Below are 17,740 nucleotides of genomic sequence, written 5' to 3' on the forward strand. Positions count from 1 at the left end.
CGGTCCTCGCCATTCATCATGTTCAGGCGCTTTTCGTTGATCAGCATGGTCTGGTGCTTCTGCCAATCGGCCCAGGCCTTCTGCGAGATGTGATCGAAGATGTCCTGGCCCTTGGCGCCGGGGTAGGGCGGGCGCTCCAGGCCTGGGAGTTCTTCTTTGTACTTGCGGCACATCACGGTGCGGGTCATCGGGCGTCTCCTGCAATCAGTTCGTCGGCCGCGCGTTTGAGCAATTTCTTGACCGGGGCGGCGAGGCCCAGGCGCGGCGGGGTGGCGAGGTTATACCAGAGCCAGTCGGGCTCGGCCACGTGCTGGCCGACCGGGTCGACCCGTACCAGCCAAGGTTCGATCGCCAGCTGGAAATGGCTGAAGGTGTGGGTCAGGCCATCCAGGGCCTGGCTGCCAGCCAGGCGCAGGCCGTGCTGGTAGGCGAGGTCGTCGAGCTGCTCGATACTCTCAAGCTCCGGCAGGCTCCACAAACCGCCCCACAGGCCGCTGGAAGGGCGACGGTAAAGCAGGATCGCGCCTTCGTGGTTGGCCAGCAGTGGCATCAGCGTCCGGCGTTGCGGCAGCGCCTTGCGTGGCTTGGGCTCTGGGTAGCGGGTTTCTTCGCCGTGCAGGTGCGCTTCGCAGCCACGCTGCAGCGGGCAGATCAGGCAGCTGGGCTTGCTGCGGGTACACAGCGTGGCGCCCATGTCCATCATCGCCTGGGTGTAGTGGTTGGCGCGTGTCAGCGGGGTGAAGCGCTCGGCGCTGGCCCACAGCTGGTTGGCCACCTTGGGCTCGCCAGGGTAGCCGGCCTGGGCGGTGTAGCGGGCCAGCACGCGCTTGACGTTGCCGTCCAGGATCGGCGCGCGGATGCCCATGCTGATGCTGGCGATGGCACCGGCGGTGGAGCGGCCGATGCCCGGCAGTTCGGTCAGTTGCTCGACGCTGCGCGGAAACTCGCCGCCATGCTGCTCGACGACGATCTTCGCGGCCTTTTGCAGGTTGCGGGCGCGGGTGTAATAGCCCAGGCCCGTCCACAGGTGCAGCACCTCGTCCTCCGGCGCCTCGGCCAGCGCCTGCACGGTGGGCAGGGCCTGCATGAAGCGGTCGAAGTAGTTGAGCACGGTGCTGACCTGGGTCTGCTGCAACATGATTTCCGACACCCACACCCGGTACGGGGTGATGCCCTGTTGCCAGGGCAGGTCGTGTCGGCCGTGCTCGTCATACCAGTCCAGCACGGCGCTGGAGAACTGCTCGGGGCTCATCGCTTGAACAGCCCCTTGAGCGCGTCTTTTACTTCCGGGCTCACTTTGTCTCCGAGTTTCTCTTCGAGTTTTTCGTCGATCTTGTCTTTCAGGCGGTTGCCGGCCAGTTTCGCGGCGACCTTGCCCAGGCCGTCCTGGTCCAGGCGGCAGGCCTTGGCGCCAAGCTCCAACGGGCCGCGGCAACGTAGCGGCACTTCAACACCCACATAGCGCTGGTTGACCTGGCAGGCCGGGTCCGGCATGGCGCGCTGGTCGCCCTCGACGATCACGCCAACGTTGTAGTCCATGCCCAGTACGCGCAGGTCGACGTCGCCGTGGCCGTTGACGGTAAGGCCCGGGATGCGTGCCTTGAGGTCTGGGTTGCTGGCTACGCCATTGCGCACCACCAGGCTGCCGCGCAGTTCCTGGAAGGGCGTGTCCTTGCCGCGCGGCTCGCCGCTGAGCGCTTTGCGGTTGAGCGTGGCGATGGCCTGGCACAGTTGTTGTTCCAGGTTGGCATTGACCAGCACGCCGTCGTTGATGGTGAAGTTGGCGTTGCCATTGAGGGTATCGACCAGTGCCTTCTGGCTGTTGCCGGTGGCGGTCAGGTCGCTGGTCAGGGTCAGCAGGCCCTTGACCGGTGGCGTCTGCTCCTTGCCCTCGGTCTTGATGAAGTGCTCCACCGGTACCCGATCAATCTTGGTACTGACGCCAAGCTGCGGCACGGCGGGGCGCACATCGACAGTGCCCTTGGCCTCGAAGGTGCCGTTGTACAGCTCGCCGCGCAGGGTCTGCAGGGTCACCAGGCCGCCTTGGCCGGTGGCCTTGAGCTGGGCGTCCTGAATGGGCAGTTTGTCCAGGGTCAGCGCGCCGAACGCCAGGTCGGCCTGCAGGTCGAGGGCGCGCAGGCGGTCCACCGGCAGCAGCTTGTCGTCACTCCAGGCGACCTGGGTCGGGGCGTTGGGCAGCGGTGAGCTGCCGGCACCGGCCACGGCGCTGGCTTCCTGTTGCTTGACCTCGGCCTGGCGGGCGGCGGTAGCGCCCTTGGCTTCTTCGCTCTTGGCCGGCAGGTAGCGGTCAGCGTCGAAGCTATCGGCCTTGAGTTGCAGGCGCAGGGCTTGCTTGGCGAAGTCTTCGACGGCTACGCGGCCGGTGAAGGTGCTGTCGTCCAGCTTCACCGCCAGGTCGGCCAGGGCCAGGCTGTTTGGTGTGCCCTGCAGGCGGGTGACCAGTTCCAGCTTGGTGAAGGCAGCCGGGTCGTTGGTGGCGGGCAGCGGGTGGCCGACGCCGTCGAGGAAGCTGCGCAGGTCGAACTGGGCGATGGACAGGCCGCCGCTCAGTTGCGGTGCCTTGTCCAGCTCGCGCAGGTTCAGCTCGCCCAGCGCACGCAGCTGGTTGGCCGAAATTTTCAGGCCGTTCCACGAGGCCACGTTGGCCGCCAGGTCGACCAGCAACTGGCCCTGGGCGGCGAAGGTCACGGTCTTGCCGGCCAGCGGTTCGCCCGAGGTTTCGCCCGACAAGCGCATGTCTTCGAAGTTGTAGCGCTTGAGCTTGCGATCGAAACGCAGCTCGCCGGCAAGCTCGGTGCGTGCCTTGATGTTCGGCTGGCTGGCACTCAGGAATGCGCTGGCCTTGAGCGCAATGTTCGCCCCTTCGTGGACCGGGCCGGTGCTCAGCTGGATGCTTTCGGCGCTGTAGCTTTGCCCACTCTTGGCATCGGTGTACTGCACGCGGGCGTTGTTCACGGTAAGGCTGTCGATGTCGAGTTTGACCGCACGCTCGGTGCCGCTTTCGGCTTGTGCCGGTGCCTGCTCGGTCGACGGCTGGGCCGGTGTGGTGGCCGGCGCGTCGTTCTGAGCCGGCAATGGTTTGCCGATGTCTTCCCAGTTGCCGTGGCCGTGTTCGTCACGGGCCAGGGTCAGGTTCAGGCCTTCGACGCGCACATCGCTCATCTGCACCTCGCGGCGCAGCAGCGGCAGCACACGCACCGACAAGCCGAGCATCTGCAGGTCGGCAAACGGCTCCTTGGGCTTGTTCAAGGTAGCGATGCTTGCTTCGTGCAGCTCCAGGCCCAGCCACGGGAACAGGCTCCAGCCGATGTCACCGTTGAGGGTCAGCTCGACATGAGCCTTGTCGCGCGCCAGCTGGCGAATCTCGTCTTTATAGTCGTTGGGATCGAAGAGGTGGGTCAGGGCGAAGCCCAGCGCCACGATGATCAGCAGCAACCCGAGAAGCCCCAGTCCCAGGATTTTGCCGAACGCTTTCATGGGCGAGTCCTTGTAGTCCAGTTTGAAATTCAGCGGCAGAGTATAGCGCCGCAGTGCTTATATCTGCGTATCCGACAAGAGATACAGGGCATTTACCTACGAATGGCTCAGATTGTGCGGCTTTCGTCAGCCGGCCTCTTCGCGGAGGCAGCCCGCTCCCACAGGATTGGGCGAGCCCGTTCGTACCGTTTCAGCGACTGAAAAATCCACGATATCAGATTGCTTTCATGCCACCTGATGCTGGTAACCTTGCGCCGTTTTTTGTGTGCCCGCGACCCATTGTCGCGGTTCGCTTGCCCAGTCCAGGCCCAATAACAAAGGATCAAACCCATGAGCAGTACCGTCACGGCGGGCACCTTGGCCGGCGCGCCGAGCTTCCTGTCTAAGGAGCGCATCATCGCCCGCCCGGGCTTCAACCGCTGGCTGGTGCCACCGGCGGCCTTGGCTATCCACTTGTGTATCGGCATGGCCTACGGCTTTTCGGTGTTCTGGTTGCCGCTGTCGCAAGCCATCGGCATCACCGCCCCGGTCGCCTGCTCCGCCGACATGGGCTTCATCGCCCGTCTGTTCAGTGCCGAGTGTGACTGGCCGATTTCGATGCTGAGCTGGATCTACACGCTGTTCTTCGTATTCCTCGGTTGCTCGGCGGCGGTGCTGGGTGGCTGGCTGGAACACGCCGGGCCGCGCAAGGCCGGGCTGGTATCGGCTGTGTGCTGGTGCGGCGGCATGCTGATTTCGGCGATTGGCGTGAAGACCCATCAGCTGTGGCTGATGTGGCTGGGCTCAGGCGTGATTGGCGGTATCGGCCTGGGTCTGGGTTACATCTCGCCGGTCTCGACCCTGATCAAGTGGTTCCCGGACAAACGCGGCATGGCCACCGGTATGGCGATCATGGGCTTCGGCGGCGGCGCGATGGTAGGTGCACCGCTGGCGACCGCGCTGATGGGCCACTTCGGCAGCGCGCAGGATGTTGGCGTATGGCAGAGCTTCGTGGTCATGGCGGCGATCTACTTCGTGTTCATGTCGGCGGGCGCGCTGGGTTACCGCGTGCCACCGACCGGCTGGAAGCCCGAGGGCTGGACGGCGCCTGCGAAAAAGGCCGGCAATGGCATGGTCACCGACCGCCATGTGCACGTCAGCGTTGCCTGGAAAACCCCGCAGTTCGCACTGGTGTGGCTGGTGCTGTGCCTGAACGTCTCGGCGGGCATCGGTATTCTCGGCATGGCGTCGCCGCTGTTGCAGGAAGTGTTCGCCGGCAAGTTGCTGGGCAACGAGCTGCGTTTCAGCGAGTTGAATGCCGCGCAGTTGGCGCAGATTGCAGCGATCGCCGCAGGCTTCACCGGCTTGCTGAGCCTGTTCAACATCGGCGGGCGCTTCTTCTGGGCGTCGTTCTCTGACTACATCGGGCGCAAAAACACCTACTTCGCCTTCTTCGCCCTGGGCGTTGGCCTCTACAGCCTGGTGCCGAACATGGGCCACCTGGGCAACGTGGCGCTGTTCGTGGCGGCGTTCTGCATCATCCTGTCGATGTACGGTGGTGGCTTTGCCACGGTGCCGGCGTACCTGGCCGACCTGTTCGGCACACAAATGGTCGGTGCGATTCATGGGCGTCTGCTGACCGCCTGGGCGGCGGCGGGCGTGCTAGGGCCGGTGCTGATCACCTACCTGCGTGAGTCTCAGCTGGCGGCGGGCGTGGAGCGCGCGGCGGCTTACGACATGACCCTTTACATCCTCTCTGGGCTGCTGGTGCTGGGGTTCATCTGCAACATGCTGATTCGGCCGGTGGCAGACAAGTACTTCATGAGCGACGCGCAACTGGCTGCCGAACGTGCGTTGAGCCATGACAAGGGCGCCGAGGGTGCGCGGTCGCTGGAGTGGCATGCGGCGCCCGGGAGCTTGCCGTGGGTACTGCTGGCTTGGGCGGCGGTGGTAGTGCCGTTGGCGTGGGGCGTGTGGATTACCCTGCAGAAGACGGCTGTTCTGTTCCATTGAGGGTGGGCCTGGGGCTGCAAAGCAGCCCCATGATCCCTGCTTGTATAGACCTGTAACAGCATCCAACCCCCGCAATTGCTTGCCCTGCCATATGTCATCCGCGTTTCAAGCTGGCGCGTTCTGGGCCTATAATGGAACCCTTTTCGCCCAATGATTTTGCGGAGCTGGTGATGGTCGAACGTAAGGCTTCCGTCGAGCGCAATACCCTGGAAACCCAGGTAAAGGCCTCGATCAACCTAGATGGCAGCGGCAAGGCCCGATTTGATATCGGTGTGCCTTTCCTTGAACACATGCTCGACCAGATCGCCCGGCATGGGCTGATCGATCTGGACATCGAGTGCAAGGGTGACCTGCACATCGACGATCACCATACCGTCGAAGACGTCGGTATCACCCTGGGCCAGGCATTCGCCCAGGCCATCGGTGACAAGAAAGGCATCCGCCGCTACGGCCACGCCTATGTCCCGCTGGATGAAGCGCTGTCGCGCGTGGTCATCGATTTTTCCGGCCGCCCAGGCCTGCAGATGCATGTGCCGTACACCCGCGCCAGCGTCGGCGGCTTCGATGTCGACCTGTTTCAGGAGTTCTTCCAGGGCTTCGTCAACCACGCCCTGGTGAGCCTGCACATCGACAACCTGCGTGGCCACAACACCCACCACCAGATCGAGACCGTGTTCAAGGCCTTCGGTCGCGCCCTGCGCATGGCCGTGGAGCTGGACGAGCGCATGGCAGGGCAGATGCCTTCCACCAAGGGATGCCTGTAAATGCAGACGGTAGCCGTAATCGACTATGGCATGGGCAACCTGCACTCGGTGGCCAAGGCACTCGAGTACGTCGGTGCTGGCAAAGTCCTGGTTACCAGCGACGCCGCGGTGATCCGCGAGGCCGACCGTGTGGTGTTCCCAGGCGTGGGTGCGATTCGCGACTGCATGGCCGAAATCCGCCGGCTGGGCTTTGACAGCCTGGTGCGCGAGGTCAGCCAGGACCGCCCGTTCCTGGGCATCTGTGTCGGCATGCAAGCGCTGCTCGAACACAGCGAAGAAAACAACGGCGTCGACTGCATCGGCCTGTTCCCCGGCCAGGTGCGTTTCTTCGGCAAGGGCCTGCAAGAAGATGGCGAGCACCTGAAGGTGCCGCACATGGGCTGGAACGAAGTCAGCCAGACCATCCATCACCCGTTGTGGCACGACATCCCTGACCGCGCGCGCTTCTACTTCGTGCACAGCTACTACATCGATGCCGGCAAGCCGGCCCAGGTGGTCGGTCGCGGCCACTATGGCGTCGACTTCGCCGCCGCGCTGGCCGACGGGTCGCGCTTTGCCGTGCAGTTCCACCCGGAGAAGAGCCATACCCATGGCCTGCAGTTGCTGCAGAACTTCGTCGCCTGGGACGGGCGCTGGTAAATGAGCAGAGCGAAGACCAAGGCCCCGGTCATCACCCTGGCCGCCGAGCAGGAGCGCGAGGCGCTCGACACCCTCAAGCGCTTTCTCGAAGACCGTTTCGAGTTGCAACTGGGGTCGTTCGAAGTGGCCGAGGTCCTCGACCTGTTCAGCAAAGAGATTGCACCCCATTACTACAACAGGGCGATTGCCGATGTTCAGCTGCACCTCAAGGAGCGGTTCGAGAGCATCGAGAGCGACCTGTGGGCGTTGGAAAAAAGCTGAAAGCTTCAAGCTTCAAGCTGTAAGCCAAAGCTGGACCGCCATCCGACAACACGACGCGCATTGCTTGCAGCTTGTCGCTTGCAGCTTGCCGCTTGAATTGACGAAGGAAAGAGCATGCTGATTATCCCCGCTATCGATCTGAAGGACGGTGCTTGCGTGCGCCTGCGCCAGGGCCGCATGGAAGACTCCACGGTATTTTCCGACGACCCGGTGAGCATGGCCGCCAAGTGGGTCGAGGGTGGCTGCCGCCGCCTGCACCTGGTCGACCTCAACGGCGCCTTCGAAGGCCAACCGGTCAACGGCGAAGTGGTGACCGCCATCGCCAAGCGCTACCCGACCCTGCCGATCCAGATCGGCGGCGGCATCCGCTCGCTGGAAACCATCGAGCACTACGTCAAGGCGGGTGTCAGCTACGTCATCATCGGCACCAAGGCGGTCAAGCAGCCAGAGTTCGTTGCCGAGGCCTGCAAGGCGTTCCCGGGCAAGGTCATCGTTGGCCTGGACGCCAAGGACGGCTTCGTTGCCACCGACGGCTGGGCTGAAGTGAGCACTGTTCAGGTCATCGACCTGGCCAAGCGCTTCGAGGCCGATGGCGTGTCGGCGATCGTCTACACCGACATCGCCAAGGACGGCATGATGCAGGGCTGCAACGTGCCCTTCACCAAAGCCCTGGCCGAAGCCACACGCATTCCGGTGATCGCGTCCGGCGGCATCCACAACCTGGGCGATATCAAGGCCCTGCTGGACGCCAAGGCCCCAGGCATCATCGGCGCCATCACCGGCCGTGCCATCTACGAAGGCACCCTCGATGTCGCCGAGGCCCAGGCCTTCTGCGACAACTATTAAGAGCAGCGGCAAGCTGTAAGCTGTAAGCCGCAAGAGAAAGGCCAGACCGCGATAGGCTGTTCTCTTGCAGCTTGAAGCTCGAAGCTTGAAGCTGCCGTTCCAGGAGAAGTCATGGCTTTAGCTAAACGCATCATCCCTTGCCTGGACGTGGACAACGGCCGTGTGGTCAAGGGCGTCAAGTTCGAGAACATCCGTGATGCCGGCGACCCGGTGGAAATCGCCCGTCGCTACAACGAGCAGGGTGCCGACGAAATCACCTTCCTCGACATCACCGCCAGCGTCGATGGCCGCGACACCACGCTGCATACCGTCGAGCGCATGGCCAGCCAGGTGTTCATCCCGCTGACCGTGGGCGGTGGCGTGCGCACTGTGCAGGACATCCGTAACCTGCTCAACGCCGGTGCCGACAAGGTCTCGATCAACACCGCCGCAGTGTTCAACCCGGAGTTTGTGGGCGAGGCAGCAGACCGTTTCGGTTCGCAGTGCATCGTGGTCGCCATCGATGCCAAGAAGGTGTCCGCGCCCGGTGAAGCTCCGCGCTGGGAAATCTTCACCCACGGCGGGCGCAAGCCGACCGGGCTGGATGCCGTGGAGTGGGCGAAGAAGATGGAAGGCCTGGGTGCCGGCGAGATCCTGCTGACCAGCATGGACCAGGACGGCATGAAGAACGGCTTTGACCTGGGGGTTACCCGGGCCATCAGCGATGCGCTGGGTATTCCGGTGATCGCTTCGGGTGGGGTGGGTAACCTGCAGCACCTGGCTGACGGGATTGTGGAAGGGCATGCCAGCGCGGTGCTGGCGGCCAGTATCTTCCACTTTGGCGAGTACACGGTGCCGGAGGCCAAGGCCTACATGGCTTCGCGCGGGATCGTGGTTCGCTGATCCATTGATTGGGGCTGCTTTGCAGCCCATTTGCGGGGCAAGCCCGCTCCCACAGGTTCATGAGCAGCGCAGTCCCTGTAGGAGCGGCCTTGCGTCGCGAAAGGGCCGCACAGCGGCCCCAACAGCATCACCCGTGGTTCTTGCCCAACAACGCGTGATAAAGCTCGGTATCCCCAAGAATCCCCACCACCTTGTCGTTATCCTGTAGCACCAGCTTGTTGCCCGTCTGATAGCGAATCTGCAACGCCTCACGCATGCCGATATCGGCGTGCACCACCGTAGGCCTGCGCTCCAGCAGTTCTACATTCTGCCCAGGCGCCCAATTCTGCATATCCAGGCCGTTCTGGCCTTGGCGTGCACGTTTGAGCAAGCCGCCTTCGCCAAGGTCCAGCCATGAGTCGATACCCGGGTCCAGGCACACCGACCCATTGACCCGTTTGCAGTTGTCCAGGCTGCGCATCAGGCTGCGCCCGCACAGCACGTTGAGCGGGTTGGTGTGGGCAACGAAGGTGCGCACATAGTCGTCCGCCGGGTTGAGCACGATCTCCTCGGGCTTGCTGTACTGGATGATCCGGCCGTCCTTCATGATCGCGATACGGCTGCCCAGTTTCAGCGCTTCGTCCAAGTCGTGGCTGACGAACACGATGGTCTTGTTCAGCTTGCGTTGCAGCTCCAGCAGTTCGTCCTGCAGGCCCTGGCGGATCAGCGGGTCGAGCGCCGAGAACGGTTCGTCCATCAGCAGGATGTCGGCATCCATCGCCAGCGCCCGGGCCAGGCCCACACGCTGCTGCATGCCACCCGACAGCTCATCGGGCTTCTTGTTGCGCCACTGGGTCAGGCCCACCAGTTCGAGCTTCTCGTCAACCAGCTTGCGCCGCTCCTTCTCTGGGCGGCCCTGCATCTCCAGGCCAAAGCTGATGTTCTCGCGCACGGTCAGCCAGGGCATCAGGGCGAACTTCTGGAACACCATGGCGATGCGCTTGGTGCGCATCATCTTCAGCTCTGCCGGGGTGCAGTGGGCAATGTCGATGTGCTTGCCTTCATGCTCGACGAACAGCTTGCCGCGGCTGACGGTGTTCAGGCCGTTGATGCAGCGCAGCAGGCTCGACTTGCCCGAACCGGACAAGCCCATGAGCACGCAGATCTCGCCTTTCTCGATGTCCAGGTTGGCTTTTTCGACACCCACCACCAGGCCGGTCTGCTTGAGGATCTGCTCACGGGTCTTGCCCTGATCGAGCAGCGAAAGCGCCTCACGCGGTTTATTGGAGAAGATGACGTCGACGTCTTCGAAACGAATGATGCTCATGCTTCACCCCTTACCGTGACTTCCGGTTGCTTGCAGATACGGTCGAGCATGATCGCCAGCAGCACGATCGCCAGGCCCGCTTCGAAGCCCAGGGAGATATCGGCGGTGTTCAGTGCGTTGACCACAGGTTTGCCCAGGCCATCGGCGCCCACCAGGGCCGCGATCACCACCATCGACAGCGACAGCATGATGCATTGGGTCACACCGGCGGCGATGCTCGGCATCGCGTGTGGCAGTTCGATACGGGTCAGCAGCTGGCGGCGCGAGCAGCCAAAGGCCTTGCCGGCGTCGAGCAGCTCTTGTGGCACATCGCAGATGCCCAGGTAGGTGAGGCGGATCGGCGCGGCAATGGCGAACACCACCGTCGAGATCAGCCCCGGGACCACGCCCAGGCCGAACAGGGTCAGGGTCGGGATCAGGTAAACGAAGGTGGGCACCGTCTGCATCAGGTCGAGCACCGGGCGCATGGCGGTATAGAACATCGGTTTATGCGCGGCGAGGATGCCCAGCGGCACACCGAAGGCCACGCAGACCACCGTGGCGAATGTCACCTGCGCCAGGGTTTCCATGGTCTCCTGCCAGTAGCCCAGGTTGAGGATCAGCAGGAACGACAGGGCGACGAATGCGGTCAGCGCCCACTTGCGCTGGATGAGGTGTGCCAGGGCGGCGAACAGGGCGATGAGGACGAATGGGTTGAACCAGGTCAGGGCGCTGGTGACGCCATGAATCATGAACTCCAGGCCTTGCGCGATGGCGTCGAAGTACTCGGCGCCATTCTGGGTCAGCCATTCGACGAACGACGCGATGTACTGGCCCAGGGGTATTTTCTGATCGATAAGCATGATAGCGAGCTTCCACCTGCAAAGATTGAAATCAGTCCGGGGCGGGCACGGTCCCGCCCCGAGGTAGCGCTATTGCGTGGTTCGTTATTGCGCGAGCTTGGCCTTGGCCGCCTCAAGGCCGGGTTTGCCATCAACGGTGGTCACGCCGGCCAGCCAGGTATCCAGCTTGCCGGGGTTGTCTTTGAGCCACTTCTTGGCGGCTGCTTCGGGTTTCATCTTGTCGTCCAGGACATAGCCCATCATGGTGCTTTCATCCTTGAGCTCGAACGACAGGTTCTTGAGCAGTTGGCCAACGTTGCTGCATTCCTGCACATAGCCCTTGCGGGTGTTGGTCAATACGGTTGCCTTGCCGAAATCGGGGCCAAAGAAGTCGTCCCCGCCAGTCAGGTACTGCATCTCGAAGCGGGTGTTCATCGGGTGCGGTTCCCAGCCCAGGAACACCAACGACTCGCCACGTTTCTGCGCCCGGTCAACCTGCGACAGCATGCCGGCCTCGCTGGATTGCACGATCTTGAAACCGGCGTCCTTCAGGCCGAAGGCGTTCTTGTCGATCATGCTCTGGATGGTGCGGTTGCCGTCGTTGCCCGGTTCGATGCCGTAGATCTTGCCGTCCAGTTCCTGCTTGAACTTGGGGATGTCGGCAAAATCCTTCAGGCCCTTGTCGTACAGCGCCTGGGGTACGGCCAGGGTGTACTTGGCGTTTTCCAGGTTGGCGCGCACGGTCTCGACGGTGCCGGCGTCGCGGTACTGCTTGATGTCGTTCTCCATGGTCGGCATCCAGTTGCCGAGAAACACGTCCAGGTCCTTGCCGGTGGCCAGCGACTTGTAGGTCACCGGTACCGAGATCATGGTGGTGTGGGTCTTGTAACCCAGGGCTTCGAGCACAACGCTTGTGGTGGCTGTCGTCACGGTGATGTCGGTCCAGCCGACATCGGAAAAGCGTACCGTCTGGCACTGCTCAGGCTCGGCGGCCTGGGCCAATATCGGTGCGGACAACAACGCAACCAGCAACAGCGAGGGTGAACCTTTCATGGATGGACTCCTGAGATTTTGTCTTCGGGTTCGCATGGGTCGCCGGGCTTTCTGAAGGTCCGGTCGACCAGGCCTGCAGAGGGCAGGTTGCGTGGCCGTGCTTTACGAGTCGCTTTCGATAATCCTCCAGCGCCGGGCAATCGCCTACTGGTGGGGTCGTATCCAGTACGCAACGGGTCGTATCCAGTACGGGCGATGTCGCATATGGATTTTTCCACCCCCTCGGCCGCGTTTTTGCGTCACCCGGCCACTGGAAAGCGGCGTAATGGTGGCAGCACCTCAGGTAAAAACAGCGCGGCGCAGCTGGACAAAAGTACGTCGGTTGCAGACGGCGAGGGGGTAGGCAAAAGCCCGATGATGCGTGCATTCATGGCGGCTCGCAGCTTCAGCCTAGCAGTTGCCCCGCCCTGCGCATGGCGCGCAGAGACAAGCCCAGCAAGAGGTGATTCGACAATGGCCATCAGCGTGTTCGACCTGTTCAAGATCGGTGTCGGGCCTTCCAGCTCCCACACCGTCGGCCCCATGCGTGCTGGCGCTCTGTTTGTCCAGGGGCTGCGTGAGCGCGGCGAACTGGAACAGGTCAAGCGCATCGAGGTGCGGCTCTACGGTTCACTCTCGGCCACCGGCATCGGCCACGGCACCGACAACGCCACCATCATGGGCCTGATGGGCGACTGGCCTGACGCCATCGACCCGACCCAGATCGTCCCACGCATCGCCGACCTGCGCGAAACCAACACCCTGCTGCTGGACGGCCGCCTGCCCATCGAGTTCGTCTGGGCCCGCGACATGCTGCTGCTGGACGAGAACTTGCCGTACCACCCCAATGCCATGACCCTGGTCGCCGAGGGCGCGCAGGGTGAGCTGCACCGTGACACCTACTACTCGGTAGGTGGCGGTTTCGTGGTGGATGCCGCCCAGGCCGCCAGCGGGGTGCTGGACGCCGACCAGACGGTGTTGCCTTACGATTTCAACAGCGCCGCCGAGCTGCTGCGGCTGTGCAAGCAAAACGACCTCAGCGTGTCGCAATTGATGATGGCCAACGAGAAGGTCTGGCGCACCGAGGCAGAGATCCACGCCGGCCTGCGCACGCTCTGGCAAGCCATGCAGGACTGCGTCAGCAATGGCCTGAAATACGAAGGCACGCTGCCCGGCGGCCTCAACGTACGCCGCCGCGCCGCCAAGCTGCACCGCAGTTTGCAGGAGGTCGGCAAACCTAATGTGATCGGCTCGACCCTGAGCGCCATGGAGTGGGTCAACCTGTTCGCCCTGGCGGTCAACGAAGAGAACGCCGCCGGCGGGCGCATGGTCACCGCGCCCACCAATGGGGCGGCCGGTATCATCCCGGCAGTGCTGCACTACTACATGCGCTTCAGTGACGCGGTGGATGAGTCGAGTGTGACCGACTTCTTCCTCGGGGCTGCAGCGGTGGGCATCCTGTGCAAGAAGAACGCTTCGATCTCCGGTGCCGAAGTCGGCTGCCAGGGCGAGGTCGGTTCGGCGTGCGCCATGGCTGCCGCGGGCCTTGCCCAAGTGTTGGGGGCAACGCCGGCACAACTGGAAAACGCCGCCGAAATCGCCCTGGAACACAACCTTGGGCTTACCTGCGACCCGGTCGGTGGCCTGGTGCAGGTGCCGTGCATCGAGCGCAACGCGATTGCTGCGGTGAAGGCAATCAACGCGGTGCAGATGGCCCTGCGCGGCGACGGCGAACACTTCATTTCGCTCGACCAGGTGATCCGCACCATGCGCGATACCGGCGCCGACATGCACGACAAGTACAAAGAGACTTCGCGTGGCGGCCTGGCCGTCAGCGCGATCGAATGCTGATGCGCTAATCTCGCTCTGATGGCAGCACGACGCCCCGTTATGGGGCGTTTGTGTATGACCGGCCGTCAGATGTCGCGATGAGTGTGGGCATTGTCGGTGACACTTAAGAGTGTCGTTTCTGGGCAACCCCCGGGGCATCTGTCACCAAAGTGCTCAGCAGTTACACGTAGCACGCCTAGTACGCCGGTTCTGGAAGTTTGACCGGCGTAATCGAAGGGCCTGATTTGTCTGATGAAGGCGTCGTTTTCAGGTTTTTTCGGATAGCCGTTCAAGTTCCGGCACGGCGTTTGCGTTGTGTTTGGTTACAAGCCCCTGCAACACGAAACAGGGGCCATAACAAGAAATCAGTGCCCGCCTGAGGCACACCCTGCATTTGTGTGAGGAGAAATCGCGATGACGTCGTACACCTCCGGGACCCCAACCCAGAACCGCACAGCCCCCCAGTCCATCGGGTTTCTTCTACTGGACAACTTCACCCTCATTTCCCTGGCATCAGCCGTCGAGCCGCTGCGCATGGCCAACCAGCTTTCTGGCCGTGAGCTTTACCGCTGGCACACCCTGACCGTCGATGGCGGGCAGGTCTGGGCCAGTGATGGCCTGCAGATCACCCCCGATGCGGCCATGCACAGCGCACCGCCAATCGACACGGTGATCGTCTGCGGTGGCGTCGGCATTCAGCGCACCGTCACCCGTGAACACGTCACTTGGCTGCAGGCGCAGGCCCGTCAGTCGCGCCGCCTGGGCGCCGTGTGCACCGGCAGTTGGGCACTGGCCTGCGCCGGGCTGCTCGACGGTTTCGATTGCAGCGTGCACTGGGAATGCCTGGCGGCCATGCAGGAGGCTTACCCGCGGGTGAACATGAGCACCCGTCTGTTCACCCTCGACCGTAACCGCTTCACCAGCTCTGGCGGCACCGCGCCGCTGGACATGATGCTGCACCTGATCAGCCGCGATCACGGCCGTGAGCTGTCGGCGGCGATTTCCGAGATGTTCGTCTACGAGCGCATTCGCAACGAGCAGGATCACCAGCGTGTGCCGCTCAAGCACATGCTCGGCACCAACCAGCCGAAGCTGCAGGAAATCGTCGCGCTGATGGAGGCCAACCTCGAAGAGCCGATCGACCTTGACGAATTGGCGGTGTATGTGGCGGTGTCGCGGCGCCAGCTCGAGCGGTTGTTCCAGAAGTACCTGCACTGCTCGCCATCGCGCTACTACCTGAAGCTGCGCCTGATCCGCGCACGGCAGTTGCTCAAGCAGACGCCGATGTCGATCATCGAAGTGGCTTCGGTGTGCGGCTTTGTCTCAACGCCGCACTTCTCCAAGTGCTACCGCGAGTACTTTGGCATCCCGCCGCGTGATGAGCGCGTGGGCTCCAACACGGCCCAGCAAGTAGCGATGATGCCGATCCCGCAGGCCTTGACCTTGGCACCGCATAGCGGCCCGTTGGCGGCTTTGAGCCAGGCGCGCAACGAGTCGACGTTTGCCAGTGTAAGGCTCTGATACGGCACCGGCCCCTTCGCGTCGAATCACCGCGAAGGGGCCGGTAGAGACCCTGTAAAGTGAGGTTTCAGCCCCGGTTGTTGAAGCTCGCCAAGGCAGGCAATAGCTGTTTATCGATCGCCTGGCGCACCGCCGGCAGGATCGTCGCGCTCCCGGTATACATCTGCTCGACCATGCCCTTCAGCGCCCGCGCATTTGGCTCGGTCAAACCGCGCACTACCGCCTCGCACGCCTGCTCGGCACTGGCCCCGGCGGGAATCTCGAAACCGCGCGCGCGCAAGTGGCCGGCGAGGTCGTCCTGATCAATCAAATCCGCATGCATCATGGCTGTTGTCCCTTTTATCGCTAAGAGAGTGCTGCTGTGATTTACGACTGATTCTGTGACGCCCGCGACATACCCGCAACAACAGAATACCGGCATGACTGCTTTGGCTAAGAACAGGTCGTTTACGGCTAAATCCCCCGCCCGGCAAGCCCGCACACTGAAGCCATTCACGGTACCCGGGGGTTTGGTCACCCTCACTCATGCACAGTGGATGTTGCTCGCTCTTGGCCCCGCTGGCTCACGGCTTTGCGGGGTTATTTTTATTCTGCTGGTTCCACCTGTACACCCATACACCTAGCATTTTTGCCAGATGACGGGCTACAGCATTTCTTGATCTTCTGTGGGTGATGGATTTCCACAGGAGCGGAAAAGGTGAATAAGAATATCTGTAAGGCCTTAGTGCTGGGGGCGACTTTGACCATGGCCTCGGCGTGTTCGTCATCGACACCGTCGGACAGCGGCACTTCAAGCGCGGTGACGCAACTGTTCACGCTTGAACCAACCCCTGATCGCAGCACACTTCAAAAAACGGCTACTGGGTATCTGGCTACGCTACTGGCGGACCCGGCGAACCAGGAAATTACCTTGGTGAAGGTAGATCCGGCGGTGGTCAGTAATAAAACTCAAGACCTCGCGGTGACCCTGCCGAATGGCCAGGCGGCGCAGTTTCACTTGCGTGATTACAACACCATGATCCCGGGAATCGATGGGTGGGTGGGTTACAAACCCTCTGCCTGGAAGTTGCAGCACAGCTCAACGCCATCAGAAATTGATATCGATCCTATTTATTATCTGTCGCTGGTGCGAGAGGGCGACAAGGTGGTGGGCAGTGTGATTGTGGACGGACAGCGCTATCGCCTTGAAACTTTGGAGCCCGGGAAGTATGCCTTTATCAAAGTCGACGAGACAAAGTTGCCACCCGAAGCAGAGCCACTAGAGGGTCCAAAAGAGAAAAACAAGGCGCCGCGCTCAGCGAGTCAAAGCTCTTCGCATAGTACGATTCGAGTGCTGATGGTATCGACCATTGAGGCCCGTGCCGCGAACCCGAACTACAGACCGGCGATGGCCCAGGCGTTGCAGGATGCCAATGCCTACATGGCAAACAGCTTTGTGGATATCACATATGAATTGGCTGGCTATTTCGATGCTGACTACGCGGAGACCGGCAAGTCAAGCCAACTTGGCGATTTAACGGATACTGCACGACCTCTCGCAGCCTCCGTTGTACCAGTGCGCGAAGCGCTCAAGGCTGACTTGGTCACCATGTATTCGACAACCAAAGCGTATTGCGGCATGGCCTTTGTAACATCTAACCGTGCGACTGCCACCTCCGTGGTTCCCTGCTTATCTTCGATGAGTCATGAATTGGGGCACAACCTGGGTGCGACTCATAACTGGGAGCCTGGAAATCAAGAGGGAAACCCGACCTATATGTTTGGATATCGTTACACAGGCACCCCGCGATTCCGTACCCAGATGTCCTACGATTGCTCGGGAGGGACCTGTCCGAGAGTCCCTTATCATTCGAATCCCAGGCTTACCTATGAAGGGGTGCCTTTGGGCACGGTCAGAAACCACGACGTAGCTCGCCGCTTCAACGAGCGTAGAGAAACGGTGGAAAATTTCTATTCTCCGTTGCCGATCCTAAACACCAAGGTAACGGTCTATGACAATGTGGCAATGAAAGGCGCGAGTTGCACCTTCGACGTGCCAAATGTACAAGCTATTGTGATGATCGAAGATTTTTGCCCTCGTTGGAAGTCAAAGATTTGGTCCGCGCGCGTGGAGGGTATCAACCCCAAGACGACCTTACGTTTGGGTAATCGCTTTGCGTGGCACACATATACCAGTGAGTGGTACCCTGGCGACTTCGATGTTCCAACGTTGAGCAGGGTTGAATTGGAGATGCCTGATGGCATGACCATGACGCCGCATAGCCAAAATCTGACGAAGTTGGTCGACAGGGTATATATCTTCCGTTGAGCAGGGCCCGCCAAACCTCGGCGGGGTATCACGCGGGCAT

16 protein-coding genes are annotated in these 17,740 nt (G+C 62.0%); 9 read left to right on the plus strand and 7 right to left on the minus strand.

All coding sequences use genetic code 11. The features are described from left to right. From NP534_RS09545 to NP534_RS09555, 3 genes are all read right to left on the minus strand, one after another. On the minus strand, window positions 1–188 hold a 188-nt coding region (locus NP534_RS09545), incomplete at its 3' end, for an oxidative damage protection protein (protein WP_274098569.1). Continuing rightward, window positions 185–1,252, minus strand: a complete 1,068-nt coding sequence (gene mutY / locus NP534_RS09550) for an A/G-specific adenine glycosylase (protein ID WP_274098570.1) — start codon at window positions 1,250–1,252, stop codon at window positions 185–187. The genes NP534_RS09545 and mutY, both read right to left, overlap by 4 nt. Further along, on the minus strand, window positions 1,249–3,498 hold the full coding sequence (locus NP534_RS09555; RefSeq protein ID WP_274098571.1) for an AsmA family protein: 2,250 nt from the start codon (window positions 3,496–3,498) through the stop codon (window positions 1,249–1,251). The genes mutY and NP534_RS09555 overlap by 4 nt, the downstream gene beginning before the upstream one ends. 330 nt (window positions 3,499–3,828) lie before the next feature. On the opposite strand from NP534_RS09555, the gene NP534_RS09560 reads away from it, so the two are divergent. The 6 genes from NP534_RS09560 to hisF all read left to right on the plus strand — a co-directional run bounded on the left by NP534_RS09560 (window position 3,829) and on the right by hisF (window position 8,882). After that, window positions 3,829–5,490, plus strand: coding sequence for an OFA family MFS transporter (locus NP534_RS09560; protein WP_261872222.1), 1,662 nt, complete (start codon window positions 3,829–3,831; stop codon window positions 5,488–5,490). 170 nt (window positions 5,491–5,660) lie between these two features. Beyond that, the gene (gene hisB, locus NP534_RS09565) at window positions 5,661–6,254 is read left to right on the plus strand and encodes an imidazoleglycerol-phosphate dehydratase HisB (protein ID WP_033703340.1); all 594 of its coding nucleotides are present in this window, start codon (window positions 5,661–5,663) and stop codon (window positions 6,252–6,254) included. After that, window positions 6,255–6,893, plus strand: coding sequence for an imidazole glycerol phosphate synthase subunit HisH (gene hisH / locus NP534_RS09570; RefSeq protein ID WP_274098572.1), 639 nt, complete (start codon window positions 6,255–6,257; stop codon window positions 6,891–6,893). Beyond that, window positions 6,894–7,154: a DUF2164 domain-containing protein gene (locus NP534_RS09575; protein WP_274098573.1), complete on the plus strand. Its 261-nt coding sequence runs from the start codon at window positions 6,894–6,896 to the stop codon at window positions 7,152–7,154. It abuts the gene before it with no gap. Window positions 7,155–7,268: 114 nt separating this feature from the next. Beyond that, on the plus strand, window positions 7,269–8,000 hold the full coding sequence (gene hisA / locus NP534_RS09580) for a 1-(5-phosphoribosyl)-5-[(5-phosphoribosylamino)methylideneamino]imidazole-4-carboxamide isomerase (protein WP_274098574.1): 732 nt from the start codon (window positions 7,269–7,271) through the stop codon (window positions 7,998–8,000). A 111-nt stretch (window positions 8,001–8,111) separates the two neighbouring features. After that, a complete protein-coding gene (hisF, locus tag NP534_RS09585) occupies window positions 8,112–8,882 on the plus strand; it encodes an imidazole glycerol phosphate synthase subunit HisF (RefSeq protein ID WP_033703179.1) in 771 nt (256 codons plus the stop codon). Between the two features lie 127 nt (window positions 8,883–9,009). Here the strand turns inward: hisF and choV are convergent, their stop codons facing one another. From choV to NP534_RS09600, 3 genes are all read right to left on the minus strand, one after another. Continuing rightward, a complete protein-coding gene (gene choV, locus NP534_RS09590) occupies window positions 9,010–10,188 on the minus strand; it encodes a choline ABC transporter ATP-binding protein (protein ID WP_274098575.1) in 1,179 nt (392 codons plus the stop codon). Then, window positions 10,185–11,033, minus strand: a complete 849-nt coding sequence (choW, locus tag NP534_RS09595) for a choline ABC transporter permease subunit (RefSeq protein ID WP_274098590.1) — start codon at window positions 11,031–11,033, stop codon at window positions 10,185–10,187. Before choW ends, choV begins: the two co-directional genes overlap by 4 nt. Before the next feature lie 81 nt (window positions 11,034–11,114). Further along, window positions 11,115–12,062, minus strand: coding sequence for a choline ABC transporter substrate-binding protein (locus NP534_RS09600; RefSeq protein ID WP_274098576.1), 948 nt, complete (start codon window positions 12,060–12,062; stop codon window positions 11,115–11,117). A 453-nt stretch (window positions 12,063–12,515) separates the two neighbouring features. Between NP534_RS09600 and NP534_RS09605 the strand changes: the two genes are divergently transcribed. After that, on the plus strand, window positions 12,516–13,892 hold the full coding sequence (locus NP534_RS09605) for an L-serine ammonia-lyase (protein ID WP_186661418.1): 1,377 nt from the start codon (window positions 12,516–12,518) through the stop codon (window positions 13,890–13,892). 393 nt (window positions 13,893–14,285) lie between these two features. Further along, complete coding sequence (locus NP534_RS09610) at window positions 14,286–15,392, plus strand: GlxA family transcriptional regulator (protein ID WP_033703174.1); 1,107 nt, start codon at window positions 14,286–14,288, stop codon at window positions 15,390–15,392. Between the two features lie 67 nt (window positions 15,393–15,459). On the opposite strand, the gene NP534_RS09615 is transcribed toward NP534_RS09610, so the two are convergent. Further along, window positions 15,460–15,717: a hypothetical protein gene (locus tag NP534_RS09615; RefSeq protein WP_033703173.1), complete on the minus strand. Its 258-nt coding sequence runs from the start codon at window positions 15,715–15,717 to the stop codon at window positions 15,460–15,462. A 372-nt stretch (window positions 15,718–16,089) separates the two neighbouring features. Here NP534_RS09615 and NP534_RS09620 point away from each other — a divergent pair, with 372 nt between their 5' ends. Further along, window positions 16,090–17,700, plus strand: a complete 1,611-nt coding sequence (locus NP534_RS09620; protein ID WP_274098577.1) for a M12 family metallo-peptidase — start codon at window positions 16,090–16,092, stop codon at window positions 17,698–17,700. Window positions 17,701–17,740: the final 40 nt, after the last annotated feature.

The organism is Pseudomonas sp. 39004, assembly GCF_028682155.1.
GTDB classification, from domain to species: domain Bacteria; phylum Pseudomonadota; class Gammaproteobacteria; order Pseudomonadales; family Pseudomonadaceae; genus Aquipseudomonas; species Aquipseudomonas capeferrum.

What these genes read in the sequence shown, in the direction of transcription:
- mutY (WP_274098570.1), bottom strand. Translation starts at nt 1,252, where the DNA reads ATGAGCCCCGAGCAGTTCTCCAGCGCCGTGCTGGACTGGTATGACGAG.
- NP534_RS09555 (WP_274098571.1), bottom strand. Translation starts at nt 3,498, where the DNA reads ATGAAAGCGTTCGGCAAAATCCTGGGACTGGGGCTTCTCGGGTTGCTG.
- NP534_RS09560 (WP_261872222.1), top strand. Translation starts at nt 3,829, where the DNA reads ATGAGCAGTACCGTCACGGCGGGCACCTTGGCCGGCGCGCCGAGCTTC.
- hisB (WP_033703340.1), top strand. Translation starts at nt 5,661, where the DNA reads ATGGTCGAACGTAAGGCTTCCGTCGAGCGCAATACCCTGGAAACCCAG.
- hisH (WP_274098572.1), top strand. Translation starts at nt 6,255, where the DNA reads ATGCAGACGGTAGCCGTAATCGACTATGGCATGGGCAACCTGCACTCG.
- NP534_RS09575 (WP_274098573.1), top strand. Translation starts at nt 6,894, where the DNA reads ATGAGCAGAGCGAAGACCAAGGCCCCGGTCATCACCCTGGCCGCCGAG.
- hisA (WP_274098574.1), top strand. Translation starts at nt 7,269, where the DNA reads ATGCTGATTATCCCCGCTATCGATCTGAAGGACGGTGCTTGCGTGCGC.
- hisF (WP_033703179.1), top strand. Translation starts at nt 8,112, where the DNA reads ATGGCTTTAGCTAAACGCATCATCCCTTGCCTGGACGTGGACAACGGC.
- choV (WP_274098575.1), bottom strand. Translation starts at nt 10,188, where the DNA reads ATGAGCATCATTCGTTTCGAAGACGTCGACGTCATCTTCTCCAATAAA.
- NP534_RS09600 (WP_274098576.1), bottom strand. Translation starts at nt 12,062, where the DNA reads ATGAAAGGTTCACCCTCGCTGTTGCTGGTTGCGTTGTTGTCCGCACCG.
- NP534_RS09605 (WP_186661418.1), top strand. Translation starts at nt 12,516, where the DNA reads ATGGCCATCAGCGTGTTCGACCTGTTCAAGATCGGTGTCGGGCCTTCC.
- NP534_RS09610 (WP_033703174.1), top strand. Translation starts at nt 14,286, where the DNA reads ATGACGTCGTACACCTCCGGGACCCCAACCCAGAACCGCACAGCCCCC.
- NP534_RS09615 (WP_033703173.1), bottom strand. Translation starts at nt 15,717, where the DNA reads ATGATGCATGCGGATTTGATTGATCAGGACGACCTCGCCGGCCACTTG.